This is a genomic window from Streptomyces sp. NBC_00663 (genome assembly GCF_036226885.1).
Classification (GTDB): domain Bacteria; phylum Actinomycetota; class Actinomycetes; order Streptomycetales; family Streptomycetaceae; genus Streptomyces.
On sequence record NZ_CP109027.1, the window covers coordinates 2196440 to 2209966 of the forward strand.

Annotated in this window: 10 protein-coding genes; 7 read left to right on the forward strand and 3 right to left on the reverse strand. The window is 71.2% G+C overall.

Going from position 1 to position 13527, the window contains the following annotated elements; genetic code table 11:
* Window positions 1-62: 62 nt before the first annotated feature.
* A complete protein-coding gene (locus tag OG866_RS09920; protein ID WP_329333420.1) occupies window positions 63-1868 on the reverse strand; it encodes a S8 family peptidase in 1806 nt (601 codons plus the stop codon).
* Between the two features lie 371 nt (window positions 1869-2239).
* Between OG866_RS09920 and OG866_RS09925 the strand changes: the two genes are divergently transcribed.
* Complete coding sequence (locus tag OG866_RS09925; protein ID WP_329333422.1) at window positions 2240-3169, forward strand: lytic polysaccharide monooxygenase; 930 nt, start codon at window positions 2240-2242, stop codon at window positions 3167-3169.
* Between the two features lie 146 nt (window positions 3170-3315).
* On the opposite strand, the gene OG866_RS09930 is transcribed toward OG866_RS09925, so the two are convergent.
* Entirely contained in the window at window positions 3316-3969 is a 654-nt protein-coding gene (locus tag OG866_RS09930) for a Tat pathway signal sequence domain protein (protein ID WP_329333424.1), read from the reverse strand.
* 709 nt (window positions 3970-4678) lie between these two features.
* On the opposite strand from OG866_RS09930, the gene OG866_RS09935 reads away from it, so the two are divergent.
* From OG866_RS09935 to OG866_RS09945, 3 genes are all read left to right on the forward strand, one after another.
* Complete coding sequence (locus OG866_RS09935) at window positions 4679-5350, forward strand: DUF6230 family protein (RefSeq protein ID WP_329333426.1); 672 nt, start codon at window positions 4679-4681, stop codon at window positions 5348-5350.
* Window positions 5350-5832, forward strand: coding sequence for a DUF6114 domain-containing protein (locus OG866_RS09940; RefSeq protein ID WP_329333428.1), 483 nt, complete (start codon window positions 5350-5352; stop codon window positions 5830-5832). Before OG866_RS09935 ends, OG866_RS09940 begins: the two co-directional genes overlap by 1 nt.
* Window positions 5833-6784: 952 nt before the next feature.
* Window positions 6785-8026 (forward strand): cytochrome P450 family protein, encoded by a 1242-nt coding sequence (locus OG866_RS09945; protein WP_329333430.1) that lies wholly within the window; start codon window positions 6785-6787, stop codon window positions 8024-8026.
* A 6-nt stretch (window positions 8027-8032) separates the two neighbouring features.
* On the opposite strand, the gene tatA is transcribed toward OG866_RS09945, so the two are convergent.
* Complete coding sequence (tatA, locus tag OG866_RS09950; protein WP_329333432.1) at window positions 8033-8263, reverse strand: Sec-independent protein translocase subunit TatA; 231 nt, start codon at window positions 8261-8263, stop codon at window positions 8033-8035.
* A gap of 158 nt (window positions 8264-8421) precedes the next feature.
* Between tatA and OG866_RS09955 the strand changes: the two genes are divergently transcribed.
* The 3 genes from OG866_RS09955 (at window position 8422) to OG866_RS09965 (ending at window position 13517) form a co-directional block, all read left to right on the forward strand.
* The gene (locus OG866_RS09955; RefSeq protein WP_329333434.1) at window positions 8422-9921 is read left to right on the forward strand and encodes an LCP family protein; all 1500 of its coding nucleotides are present in this window, start codon (window positions 8422-8424) and stop codon (window positions 9919-9921) included.
* A 224-nt stretch (window positions 9922-10145) separates the two neighbouring features.
* Complete coding sequence (locus OG866_RS09960) at window positions 10146-11162, forward strand: substrate-binding domain-containing protein (protein WP_443063639.1); 1017 nt, start codon at window positions 10146-10148, stop codon at window positions 11160-11162.
* A 63-nt stretch (window positions 11163-11225) separates the two neighbouring features.
* On the forward strand, window positions 11226-13517 hold the full coding sequence (locus OG866_RS09965; protein ID WP_329333439.1) for a sensor histidine kinase: 2292 nt from the start codon (window positions 11226-11228) through the stop codon (window positions 13515-13517).
* Window positions 13518-13527: the final 10 nt, after the last annotated feature.

Genomic DNA, 13527 nt, shown 5'->3' on the forward strand with positions numbered 1-13527 from the left:
CGGGCCGACCGGTGCTCCATCCGCACCGGTCGGCCCGCTTGTCCAACGGGATCAGCTATGACTCAGAAAGTCAGCTTCCAGCTGTTGAGCGTGCCCGTGTCCTGCGCCGCGGTGTCCTGGACGCGCAGCTTCCAGGTGCCGTTGGCCGTCTCGCTCGAAGCGTCCACGGTGTAGGTGGTGTTGACGTTGTCCGCGGAGTCCGAGGAGCTGGCGGACTTCAGGGTGTAGACCGTGCCGTCCGGGGCGACGAGGCTGATCACCAGGTCACCGCGGTAGGTGTGGGTGATGTCGACGGCGACCTTGAGGGCCGAAGGGGCGTTGCCGGTACGGCCGCTGACCGCGATGGAGGACTCGATCGCCGAGCTGTTGTCCGGGATGGCGACCGCGGAGGTGCTGGAGTACGTCGTCCCCGTCGTCGTACCGCCACCGCTGACGGCGGCCACGGTCTTCGCGGCGTCCGCGAGACCGGCGCCGCAGCCGCCCGAGCAAGCGCCGGGCAGGGCACGGGCGTTGGCCTTGATGGCCGACTCGATCTGGGCCGGGGTCAGCGAGGAGTTGGCCGACTTCAGCAGCGCGACGAGGCCCGCGATGTGCGGGGTGGCCATGCTGGTGCCCTGGTAGTAGGCGTAGTTCTCGGTCGACGCCGTCTTGGTGCCGGAGTTCAGCGTGGACAGGATGCCGTTGGCGGTGCCGGTGCTGGTCTGGCCGCCGGGGGCCGAGATATCCACCAGGGAGCCGTAGTTGGAGTACGAGGCCTTGGCGCCGGTGCGGTTGGTGGCGGCCACGGATATGACGTTGTTGCAGTTGCCCGGCGAGTGGTTCGCGACGTTGTCGTTGTCGTTGCCCGCGGCGACGGCGATCGTGGTGCCGCGGTTCACGGCGGCGGTGATGGCGCTCTGGGTCGCGCTGGTGCAGGCACCGTCGCCGCCCAGGCTCATGTTGATGACCTTGGCGACGTTGGTGTTGGCGGGCACGCCGGAGACGGTGCCGCCGGACGCCCAGGTGATGGCGTCGATGATGTCGGAGTCGTAGCCGCCGCACTTGCCGAGCACGCGCAGCGGGGAGATCTTCGCGCCGTAGGCGATGCCCGCGATGCCCTTGCTGTTGTTGGTGACCGCGGCGATGGTGCCGGCCACGTGGGTGCCGTGCCAGGAGGAGTTGGACGCCGGGATACCGGAACCGCACTCGTTGGCGGCGTAGTAGTCGCCCGGGTCCGCCGGGTTGCTGTCGCGGCCGTCGCCGTCCACCGAGACGGCGGTGTCGGAGATGAAGTCGTAGCCGCCGACGATGTTCGCGGCGAGGTCGGTGTGGGCGACATAGCCGGTGTCGATGACGGCGACGGTCACGCCGGAGCCGGTCGCGGTGGACCAGGCGCCGGGGACGTTCATGCCGGCCGTGGCCTCGAACAGGTCCCACTGCTTGGCGTACTCGGTGTCGTTCGGGTCGGCCTGCGGCTTGTTCAGGCGGTCCGGTACGACGTAGGCGACCTGCGGGTCGGCCTTGTACTCGGCGACGACATCGGCGACGTCCGCACGGGAGGCGTCGGCGCCCAGGTCGACGAGGGCGGCACCGGTGCCGAGGCGGCGCTGGAAGTCGACGTCCTCACCGGCCCCCTTGCCCTTGGCGACGGCGTCCGCCTCGGCGGCCGAGTTCGACTTCGCCTCGGTCGCGCCGGACTTGTAGCCGACGATGAGCCGCTCGGCGGTGACGCCGGGGGCGGCCTCGGTCTGCGCGGCGGGCACGGCGGCTGCCTTAGGGGCGGCGGCTTCCTGGGCCGTGGCCACCGTGGCGGTGGCCGCCGTGAACAGCGCGGCCGAGACCGCGGCGACGGAGACCATCTTCCGTCGGAGGGAGGGCGAAGTACGCAAGGGCTTTGCCTTTCGTGGCCGTACTCCGGGCAGCGCGGAGCAGCGGTGGGTTCGCTTCGTCGGTGAAGCGGCGGGGGGTGGGTCGAAAAGCGGCGCGAGACCGGCCGAGCGCCAGCGACCAGGGAGGGGGTTACCTGTGGGTCAGCTGTGGCCTGAACGATAGGCAAAGGGAAGGTCATGTGAATACAGGGGAAACCCTCGATCCGGCCGGAAACCCACCCTCGCTGTCCGGGAGTTGGGGGGCCGATGCACCCTTTTACGGCTGATGTCCCCCGCCTTTGCGGCCGATGTCCGGCGGTGAACGCGCCGGGCCCGGTTTCCGTACTGCACGGGAGCAAACCGTTCCCGCGCCGGCCGAGGAGACGTTCCGGATGTCCCGGATGACCGCATACCGCACCGCCGCCCTGGCGGTCGTAGCACCGCTCCTGACCACCGTCTGGGCGGCCGCCCCGGCACAGGCGCACGGCGCGCCGACCGATCCGGTGAGCCGGGTGTACGCCTGCTCACCCGAGGGTGGCGACCGGGCGCGGTCCGCGGCCTGCCGGGCGGCCGTCGCCGCCAATGGCACGCCCTTCACCGCCTGGGACAACCTGCGGATCGCGAACGTGAACGGACGCGACCGCCAGACCGTCCGCGACGGCGAGCTGTGCAGCGGCGGTCTGCCCGCCTACAAGGGCCTCGACCTGGCCCGCGCCGACTGGCCGTCGACGCATCTGACGCCGGGCGCGACGCTGACGATGAAGTACGCCTCGACGATCCCCCACACGGGAAGCTTCAAGCTCTATCTCACCAAGCCCGGCTACGACCCGACGAAGCCGCTCACCTGGTCCGACCTTCCCGAGCAGCCGTTCGCCACGGTCAAGGACCCGGCGCTGACGGACGGCGCGTACCGCATCCGCGCGACGCTCCCCTCGGACCGTACGGGCCGCCATGTCCTGTACACGATCTGGCAGAACACCAGCACGCCGGACACCTACTACTCCTGCTCGGACGTGGTGTTCCCGGCGGCGAAGGGCAAGGCCGAGCAGACCGCCGAGCCGACATCCCCGCCCTCGTCCTCACCTCCGGCCTCGGCTTCCGTTTCGGCCTCGGCCTCGGGCGCCGCGAAGGCCCGTACAGCCCCGAGCACGACGCCGAGCGCCGAGCCCCGTACGACGGCCCCGCGCACCGACACCACGCCGGTGGCGGCCACCGACACCACCGGCTCGGGCCCCTCGGCCCCTCTGGTGGCGGGCGGCGCCGCCGCGGTGCTGGTCCTCACCGGGGGTGCCGCTCTGGCGCTGCGCCTGCGGCGGAGGTGAGCGGAATCTCGGGGCCGGCGGGAGGCACGTACGCCGACGACCGGCAGGAACACACCGGTCGTCGGCGAACTCAGGCGGCCTCAGGCGGCCTCAGGCGGCCTCTGGCGGCTTCAAGCGGCCTCAGGCGAACTCGGCCTGTGGTCGCGTCAGTTGGTGTAGACCGCCGCGCCGTCGGAGGTGGCGACCGGGGCGTACTTCGCGGTCCAGTAGCCGCTGCTCGGGCAGAGCGAGGAGCCGGAGCTCCTGGTGAACTGCTGGTTGGTGAACTGGATGCTGTTGTCGGCGTTGGCGGCCGTGCCCGCGAGGCTGCCGTTCGTCGCCTGGTAGACACAGGTGACGCTGCCCAGCAGGGTCTTGAGCACGACGGTGGTCTGGATGGCCCCGGCGCTCCCCGGGGTCACGGCGACGGTGCCGTCGGAGGCCACGGTGGTGGTGTACGCCAGGTTGTTGACCGTGACGCTGGTGACACCGGTGACGCCCACGTTGTTCGAGGTGCAGTTGCTGAAGGTGTGCCCGGTGAGCGTCTCGGAGGCGGTGCCGGGAGCGGACGGGTTGCTGTCGACCGTCGCGTTGAACTGCGAGGTGGTGCAGGTGATGCCCGTGGTGCCGGTCGCGCTCGAGTAGAGGGTCGCGGTGGTGCCGCCGGCCAGGGACGCGGAGACCGCGGTGCCGGTGGCGACGGCGTCGCCGCCCGCGGAACCGGTGGTGAGGACGTTGTCGGCGGCCGACGCGGGGCTGACGGCAGACAGGGCGAAGCCGGCGACGGCGGCGGTGAGGGTGAGCAGGGAACGCGTACGCATGCGGGATGCCTCTTTCCGAGGTGAGGGGGGTTGAGGGGGGTAGGGGGCCCCGGGGGTCCCGGTGGGGGGCGGGGAGTGAGGGGTGGAGGTGAGGGGGTGGGGGGTGAAGGGGGTGAGGGTGGACGCGGCGCGGTGTCCGTCGGCGCCGGTCCGTGACGCCTTCTCCGTACGTCACGGACCGACGACGGCAGCCGTCCGGGCACCGGCCGGGGATCGTGGGGTGATCCCCGGCCGGGCCGGGCGGGAAGCGGCGACCCGGCACGGACCAGGGGGGAAGTGACCGTGCGGGTGCCAGAGGGGAGGAGACGGGCACAGATGTGCCCGGTGACGGACAGGACGTCCGGGAGGCGCGGGCAGTGCCGCGCAGCGGATCCGGCGCCACGGATCCGGGTCGAGCCAGGGCAAGTTGTAGACCTGATGGTCAGTCAACGTCAAGGCACCGAAAGGCAGTTGACGCACAGTCAAATAGCTTTGCCGGGTCCCGGCCCAGGCTTGACCCACAGGCAGGGCACAACCGACACCCTTTTTTCACAACTCCCTTGACCCTTAAATGTAACCACCGGTAACTTCCTCGGCGGCTACTGCGGAGTACGAGAAAGCCCTTGCGTCCGCCGGGAGTTGCGAGGAGTCGCACGCCGCATGCGCTGTCCGCGCCAGGACAACGTGCCATTTGATGCCAGACCGCACTGTCTATGCCCTGGGAGCACACATGGCCTCGTCTTCGGACGCCACTTCGGCCGCCGACAACACAACGGAGAACCCGGAAAGCGGTTCCTCGCCGGACCCCGCCAGACGCGGGCGGGTCCGGGCACGCCGGGCCGCCGTGATGGCCGTGCCGGCCACGCTGGTCGCCGCCACGCTGGCGGTGCTGACCGCGGAGGGCGCGCTGGGCGTGCAGTTCGCGATCTCCGGCATGCCGTTCACGGTCACCGCGAAGGAGCTGAACGGCACCGGCTTCGAGCAGTTCGGCGGCCTCGACAACATGGCGGACAACAGCCCGAACGCGGGTGACACCGGGGGCCAGGTGCTGGTGGTCACCTCCGCGATCAAGAACGCGACGCTGGACAGCCTCTGCCAGAGCGTCGACCTCGGCGGGACCAACCTGCTCATCAAGGCGGGCAGCGGGTCGCAGAAAGTGTCGGCGACCAACCTCACCACCGACTCCACCGAGCTGACAGGCGACGCCGACTTCAACAACATCGAGATCGGCAACGACGCCAGCACACTCACCAAGGCCGGGGTCAAGGGTCCGATCGGTGTCTTCAGCCAGCAGGCCGACACCGTGCACATCGCGAACCTGCGGCAGACCAACTACGCGACCACGGCCGCGGTGTTCAAGCTGCCGGGGCTCAAGCTCAGCTTCAGCGACTCGGGTTGCTGATGTCGGACACGAACACCCCGCGTCGGGGAGTGCGGTCGGCCTTCCGTGAGTGGCGGGCCGACCGTCCGTTCTGGGGCGGGCTGCTGCTCACGCTGGGCGGGGCGGAGATCCTGCTCACCGAGAAGGCGTCGCTCAAGGTCGTCCTGCACATCGGGATGCAGGGCCTGGCCGGCTATCTCCTGCCGGGACTGATGGTGATCCTGGGGCTGCTGATCCTGTTCAACCCCACCCAGCGGCTCTTCTACTCGATCACCGGCGTCCTGCTCGCCCTGGGCACCTGGCTGACCTCGAACCTCGGCGGCTTCTTCATCGGCCTCCTCCTCGGCGTCGTGGGCAGTTGCCTGGCCTTCGGCTGGCTCCCGGACCAGGAACCGAGAATCAGCCGCAGAAAGCGCCGCAGGGCGGCTCGCGCCGCGAAGACGGCAGCGGCGGGCCTGGGCCCGGTCGCCACGATGGGCCCGGAGGCCGGGAAACCGGCGTGACGGCGGAGGTCGGCAGCCGGCCGACGTCCGGTGAGCCTTCCGGCAGACCCCCGGCGGGCCTGCCTGCCGGTGAGCCTCGGGCAGACCCTGGTGAGCCTACCGGCGAGCCTCCGACCGACCTCTGATGGGCCTGCCGGTGAGCCTCCCGCCGACCTCAGGTGAACCTTCCGGCAAACCTCCGGTGAGCCGTCGGCCGACCTCCTCTGGGTGAGCCTTGCGGCCGACCCTCCAGCAGACCTCCGGCGGGCCTCGACCAGACCACCTCAGGTGAGCTGCCGGTGAGCCGCCGGCCGCCCCTCTGGGTGAGCCTTCCGGCCGACCTTCCGGCAGACCTCCAGTGGGCCTGCCGGTGAGCCTCCCGCCGACCTCAGGTGAACCTTGCGGCCGACCTTCCGGCAAACCTCCGGTGAGCCGTCGGCCGACCTCTGGGTGAGCCTTCCGGCCGACCCTCCAGCAGACCCCCGGTGGGCCTTGACCAGACCTCAGGTGAGCTGCCGGTGAGCCGCCGGCCGCCCATCTGGGTGAGCCTTCCGGCCGACCTCCCGGCAGACCTCCAGTGGGCCTGCCAGCGAGCCTCGGCCCAGACCCTGGTGAGCCTCCCACCGACCCCAGATGAGCCTCCCGGCAGATCTCCGGTGGGCCTGCCGTTGAGCCTCCGGCCGGCCTGCTGGTGAGCCCTGAGGCGGGGATCGCGCGAACCGGCCCAGTAGGCGGGACCGCGCGAGTCGGCCCCGTCGCGGGTAGCAGGTGGGGGCCGCCGCCCGCCTCGGCCCTCCTCCTTCCCCCTCTCCTTCTCCCCCCTCTTCCCCCACACCCCCCACCACCCCCCCACCACCACCCCCACCCACCCGTTTCCGGCCAGAGCCCCCGTGCGCTCTCGCGCGGCCCGGGTTCGGGCACCTAGCGTGAGCGTGTTGTGTTGCCCGGGAGGCCGTGGGACAGGGGGAGTTCGATGGAGTTCAAGGATCCGGTAGTGATCGATCCGACCGGGCGGGACATCCACGGTGAAGCCGCGCGGATCAGGGAGCGTGGTCCCGTCGCGCCCGTCGAGTTGCCGCACGGCGTCCCCGCCTGGGCGGTCAGCAGCCCCGCGCTGCTGCGGCGGCTGCTCGCCGATCCGAGGGTGTCGAAGGATGCCCGGCGGCACTGGCCGCGCTGGATCGAGGGTGAGGTCTCCCCGGACTGGCCGCTGTTCACCTGGGTCGCCGTGCAGAACATGTTCACGGCCTACGGCGACGACCACAAACGGCTGCGCGGCCTCGTGGCGAAGGCGTTCACCGCACGCCGCACCGCCGCGATGCGACCCCGCGTGGAGGCCATCACCGGGGCGCTGCTGGACCGTGTCGCCGAGGCCGGCGCAGACGGCCAAGTCGTCGATCTGCGGGAGGAGTTCTGCTATCCGCTGCCCATCCAGGTCATCGGTGAGCTGCTCGGACTCCCGGAGGAACAGGGGCCGGAGCTACGGGCCGTCGTGGACGGCGTCTTCCACACCTCGGCCGATCCCGCGGAAGTCGCCGACACCTACGCCCGTTTCTACGCGGCCATGCATCAACTCGTCGCCACGAAGCGGGCGTCGCCCGGCGACGATCTCACCTCCGCGCTGATCGGCGCCCACGAGGACGACGGCTCCCACCTCAGCGAGCAGGAGCTGCTCGACACGCTCGTGCTGATGATCAGCGCCGGTCACGAGACCACCGTCAACCTGCTCGACAACGCGGTCCACGCCCTGCTGACCCACCCCGACCAGCTCGCCCTGGTCCGCGCCGGGCAGGCCTCCTGGGACGACGTGATCGAGGAGACCCTGCGCGTCGAGGCACCGGTGGCGAGCCTGCCGCTGCGCTATGCCGTGACGGACCTGGAGCTGGGTGAGCTGGGCGGTCCCGAGGGCGCCGTGATCCACGCGGGCGAGGCGATCCTCGCGGCGTACGCAGCCGCCGGACGCGACCCGGAGCACCACGGGGCCGACGCGGACGTCTTCGACGTCACCCGGCCCGGCATGGACCATCTCGCCTTCGGATACGGCGCCCATCACTGCCTGGGCGCCCCGCTGGGACGGCTGGAGGCCCGCGTCGCGCTGCCCGCGCTCTTCGACCGCTTCCCGGGACTCGCGCTCGCCGCGGCGCCGGGAGATCTGGAGCCCGTGGACTCGTTCATCTCCCACGGGCACGTCTCCCTGCCGGTCCGCCTGGGCTGACCCGTCTCAGCCCGCGGCGGCGGGCGGCTCCACAGGTGCCGTCGTCGGCGGCGGTGTCTGCCGTACCGGCTCCGGCACCGCCGGGTCGTCCTTCATCGCCTGCGCCTCGCTCTTGAGGATGCGCATGGACCTGCCGAGCGCCCGCGCGGTGTCGGGCAGCTTCTTCGAGCCGAACAGCACGATCACGACGATCGCCACTATCAGCAGGTGCCAGGGTTCCAGTCCGTTACGGAGCACAGCCCCGCCCTCCCTCTCGCCAGGGTTCTCAACTCGCTCTTACGTCGGTCGCGCACACTTGCCGCGGCGACCGCCCGTCGGATGACGGTTGCTGTCGTGCGCAACTGTACAACCGGGACTTAGGCGACAAATCCCAGCAATTTGCAAAAAGGGCGCGGATGACGATCACCAGTGCAGGGAGGCCGGCACCGCCGCGGCACCGGCAGGAGCGGCCGGGCGGGCGTCGCCGGGCGGGACGCCGCCGGGGGCACCGGATACGTGTCGCGCTGGTCGTCTGCCTCTCGGTACTGGTCCTCGCGACCGCGGGCGCGGGCTGGCTGTATCTGAAGCTGGACGGAAACATCAGCACCTTCGACTCGGGTGGCGTCTCCGACGACCGGCCCCGGGCGGGCTCCTCGAAGGGCGAGAACGTCCTGCTCATCGGCTCCGACGCGCGCACCGACGGCAACGCGGCGCTCGGCGGCGGGAACAAGGACGACATAGGACGCTCGGACACCACGCTCCTGCTGCACGTCTACGCCGACCACCGGCACGCGCTCGCGGTCTCCATCCCCCGCGACACCCTGGTCACGATCCCGCCCTGCAAGCTGCCCGACGGCAGCTGGACGAAGACGCTGACCGCGACCATGTTCAACGCGGCCTACTCGGTGGGCGAGACCGCCAAGGGCAATCCGGCCTGCACCCAGAACACCGTCGAGCACCTCACCGGTCTGCGCGTGGACCACACGGTCGTAGTCGACTTCAAGGGCTTCGCCCGGCTCACCGAGGTGGTGGGCGGGGTGAAGGTGTGTCTGCCGCAGGACGTCTACGAGAACGACCTCAACCCGCACCGGACCACCCCGGGCAAGCTGCTGTTCAGGAAGGGGGTGCAGACCGTCGCCGGGCAGCGGGCCCTGGACTACGTCCGCATCCGGCACGGCATCGGCGACGGCTCCGACATCGGCCGCATCAAGCGTCAACAGGCCTTCGTGGCCAGCCTGTTGAAGGAGGTGAAGAGCAAGGGCCTCACCCCGTCCCACCTCCTGCCGCTGGCCGACGCGGCCACGAAGTCCCTCACCGTCGACACCGGACTGGGCTCCGCCGACAAGCTCATCTCCTTCGCGATGTCGCTGAAGGATGTAGACCTGCACAACACCAAGTTCGTCACCCTCCCTTGGCGGTACGACGGTTCACGCGTCGCGATCGTCGAGCCGGACGCCGACGCCCTGTGGGCGGCCCTGAAGGCCGACCGCACGATGGACGGCAAGAGCGCCACGGGCAAGCGGAAGACACCCACGGCCTCCCCCACCCCCGTGTCCGGCACCGGCATCGACGTCGGCGTCTACAACGGCACCGCGGTCACCGGTCTCGCCGCCCGTGCCGCCGCCACGCTCACCTCCGACGGCTTCAGGGTCACCGGCACGGCGACCGCGAGCAGCCAGGACCACACCACGACCCTCGTCGAGTACGGCCCCGGCGAGGAGTCCGGGGCCCGCACGGTCGCCGCGGCCTTCCCGGGCGCCACGCTGGAGTCCGTCACGGGCGCCGGGATCAGCGTCGTACTGGGGCAGTCGTACGCGAGCACACCCACCGCGTCCCCGACGGCCGTTCCCCGCACGGTCGCGGACGGCGCGCGGTCGGCCGACGAGAACCCGTGCGCGAACCTGACCTACGGCTGAGAACGCCACCGGCCACCACCACCAGCCACTACCACCGGTCGTCACCGACCATCACGATGCGGCACCGAGAAGTCACTACAAGCGGCTGATCACTTGACTACCGGCGGTCACACACGGTTGGCTCCGGACCAGTGAAAGTTCAACAGGTCGATGCACACCCGCGTTTCGGCCTCGCTTTCGCGTTCCACCTGCTCGGCCGCACAGTGAGGTGCCGCACCCTCATGATCACCACTCCCCCACCTCAGGCCTCCTCCGGATCCGCCGTGTCCGTGCGCGTCGCCCTCGCGACCGCGGGCGTCCTCCTGCTGCTCACCGGCTGTTCCGGCTCCTCAGCCCCGGGGGACGCGCGGCTCGACACGGGGGCCGGCGCGGCGAAGGCGTCGATGAAGGTCGCGCTGATCACCCATGGCGGGGAGGGCGACGCCTTCTGGGAGCTGGTGCGCAAGGGGGCGCAGGACGCCGCCGCGAAGGACGGGGTCGAGCTGACGTACGCGAACGACTCCGACCCGGTCCGGCAGGCGCAGTTGGTGCGGGACGCGATCGAGGACCGGGTCGACGGGATCGCGGTGACGCTGGCCAAGCCGAACGCGATGAAGGCGCCGGTCGCCGAGGCCAGAGCGGCGGGCATTCCCGTCGTCGGGCTCAACTCCGGTATCGACGCCTGGAAGGCGCAGGGGCTGCTCCAGTACTTCGGCCAGGACGAGAGCGTCGCGGGCGCCGCCGTCGGGGACCGGCTCGACGGGCTCAAGGCCAAGCACGCGCTGTGTGTCATCCACGAGCGGGGCAATGTCGCCCTGGAGGCACGCTGTGCCGGGCTGAAGAAGACGTTCGGCGGCGAGACCGAGAACCTGTACGTGGAGGGCACCGACACCAAGGCCGTGGACGCCGTCCTGACGGCCCGGCTGCGACAGGACCCCGGCATCGACGAAGTCGTCACGATGGGCGCCCAGTTCGCGCTGGACGCGGTCGACTCGGTGAAGTCGGCGGGCAGCCGGGCCCGGGTCGCCACGTTCGACCTCAGCAAGGAGCTGACCCGGGCCGTACAACGCGGTGACGTGCAGTTCGCGGTCGATCAGCAGCCCTATCTCCAGGGCTATCTCGCGGTCGACTCGCTGTGGCTCTACCGGACCAACGGCAATGTCAGCGGCGGCGGGGTGGCACCCGTACTGACCGGCCCCGCCTTCGTGACCCGGAGCAATGTCGCGGCCGTGGCCGGGTTCGCCGCCGCCGGAACCCGCTGAGCGCCCCCCGCCTCCGCTCGAACTCCCCACCTCCCCCTCCCTGCTGATCGCCCAAGGACGACCATGTCTGAACGGACAGGCCCCCGGCGCCGGCGCCGTCTCGGCTCCATACGTCTCTCCCTGATCCTGCTGGCGCTGGTGCCCAGCGTCACCCTCGCCGCCATGTGGGGTGTGACGACGACCCAGATGTTCTCCGAGGGACTCACGCTGCGCTCGCAGACGGAGCTGAGCCGGTCGACCGGTGCGATGGGCACCGAGGCCACCCTGGCCCTCCAGGGCGAACGCGCCCTGTCCGCGGCCTGGCTGGCGAGGGTGCCCGGTTCGCGGGCGGCCCTGGAACGGCAGCGCGCCGAGACGGACCGGGCGGTCGCGAAGCTGGTCGGCCGGTCGGCGGAGATCCAGCGGGCGCCCGACCGGGTCGCGGAGCGGCTGTACTCGGTGGTCGCCTCGCTGGGCAGCCTGGAGTACTACCGCGACCAGGTGGACGACCCCGCCGACATCCCCGCCGAGCAGGTGCTCGACCAGTACACCTCGATCGTCGACGGCCAGATCCACGCATTCCAGGAGCTCTCCCAGGTCGACGACGGCGACCTCACCTCGCAGGCCGGCCCCCTCGTCGCCCTCGAACACGCGGCGGAGCTGACCTCCCAGGAGGACGCGCAGCTCACCCTGGCCTGGCCGGACGGCCATCTGGACGAGAAGACCTGGCCGAAGTTCGTGCAGCTGGTCAACGCCCGCCGCTGGCTGGTCGAGGACCAGATCGTGCCCGCGCTGACCGGCGAGGCGAAGGCGGAGACCGAGCGGATCCTGGCGAGCAAGGAGTGGCAGACCCTGCTCTCCGTCGAGGACCAGGTGCTCGCCGCCCGCCCCACCGACGGCACCGGCCGGGTCGCGCTGCCCGACGCGCGCAAGCGGTGGACGGCCGCGATGGACAAGGTGTCCGCCCGCTACTCGGTCCTCATCCAGCAGCAGACCTCGGGCCTGCTCACCCGCAGCGCCGACGAGGCCGACGACCTGCTGCTGACCGCCGCCTCGCTCAGCGCCGGCGGCCTGGTCGCGCTGCTGGTGTGCGTGGGCATGTCCTGGCGGATCACCCGTTCCCTGTCCCGGCGGCTGCGCGGTCTCAGGGTCGCGACCCTCAGCCTCGCCCACGAGCGGCTGCCCGACGTGGTCGCCCGCCTCGACCGGGGCGAGAAGGTCGACGTGGACCGGGCCGCGCCCGAGCTGGACTACGGCGCCGACGAACTCGGCGCGGTGGCAAGGGCGTTCAACACCGCGCAGCGGACGGCCGTGGAGACCGCCGTGGAACTCGCCGACACCCGGCGCGGGTTCCAGAAGGTCATCCTCGGCATCGCACGGCAGAGCCAGAACCTGGTCAACCTCCAGCTGAGCCGCCTCGACACCCTCGAACGCCAGCACCAGGACCCCGACATCCTCGCCGGTCTGTACGAACTCGACTCCACGGCCAGCCAGTTGCGGCGGTACGAGGAGAATCTCGTCATCATCAGCGGCGGCCGGCCCCGGCGCAGCTGGACCGAGCCCGTCGCACTGATCGACATCCTGCGCAGCGCGGTCGGGGAGGTCGCCGAGTACCAGCGGGTGGAGGTGCACACCGACGAGGAGCTGTCGCTGGCGCCGCCCGCCGTCGCCGACGTGATCCATCTGCTGGCCGAACTCATCGAGAACGCCACGCTGTACTCCCCGGCGCCGAGTCCGGTCGGGGTGCGGGCGGCGGTCGTCGCCAAGGGTCTGGCCGTCGAGATCGAGGACCGCGGCCTCGGTCTGTCGGAGGAGGACTACGCCTCGTTCAACGCCCAGTTGGCCGAGGCCCCCAAGTTCGACGTGGTGGCCCTCGCCGACGACCTGAGGCTCGGCATGTTCGTGATCGCCCAGCTCGCCGACCGGCACGGCATCACGGTGACGCTGCGCCCGTCACCGTACGGCGGGACGACGGCGATCGTGCTGATCCCGCACGAGGTGCTGGTGCGGGAGGAGGACGAGGGTGGTGTCGTGGCGGCGGAACCCGACCGTGCGGCGGAGGCCCCCGAGCCCCCCTCCGAGCCCTCCCGAACTGCCGCGCCCTCACCCGCTCCCTCGCCCGCGCCCGCGCCCGCGCCCGCGCCCGTCGCAGCCTCCGGGTCCGCCGCCCCCGCCCCCCTCCCCCGGCGGGTCCCGCAGACCAGTCTGGCCGTGGAGCTGCGCGAGGAGGCGACGCGCGTCGTCGACGACGACCCCGACGGCTTCACCGCGGAGCACGCCGCTTCCTCGCTCGCCGGGTTCCAGCGCGGCACCCTCCAGGCCCGGGACGCGGTCGACTCCGCCCCCGCCCCCACTCCCCACACCGATCGCTCATGAAGGACATCGC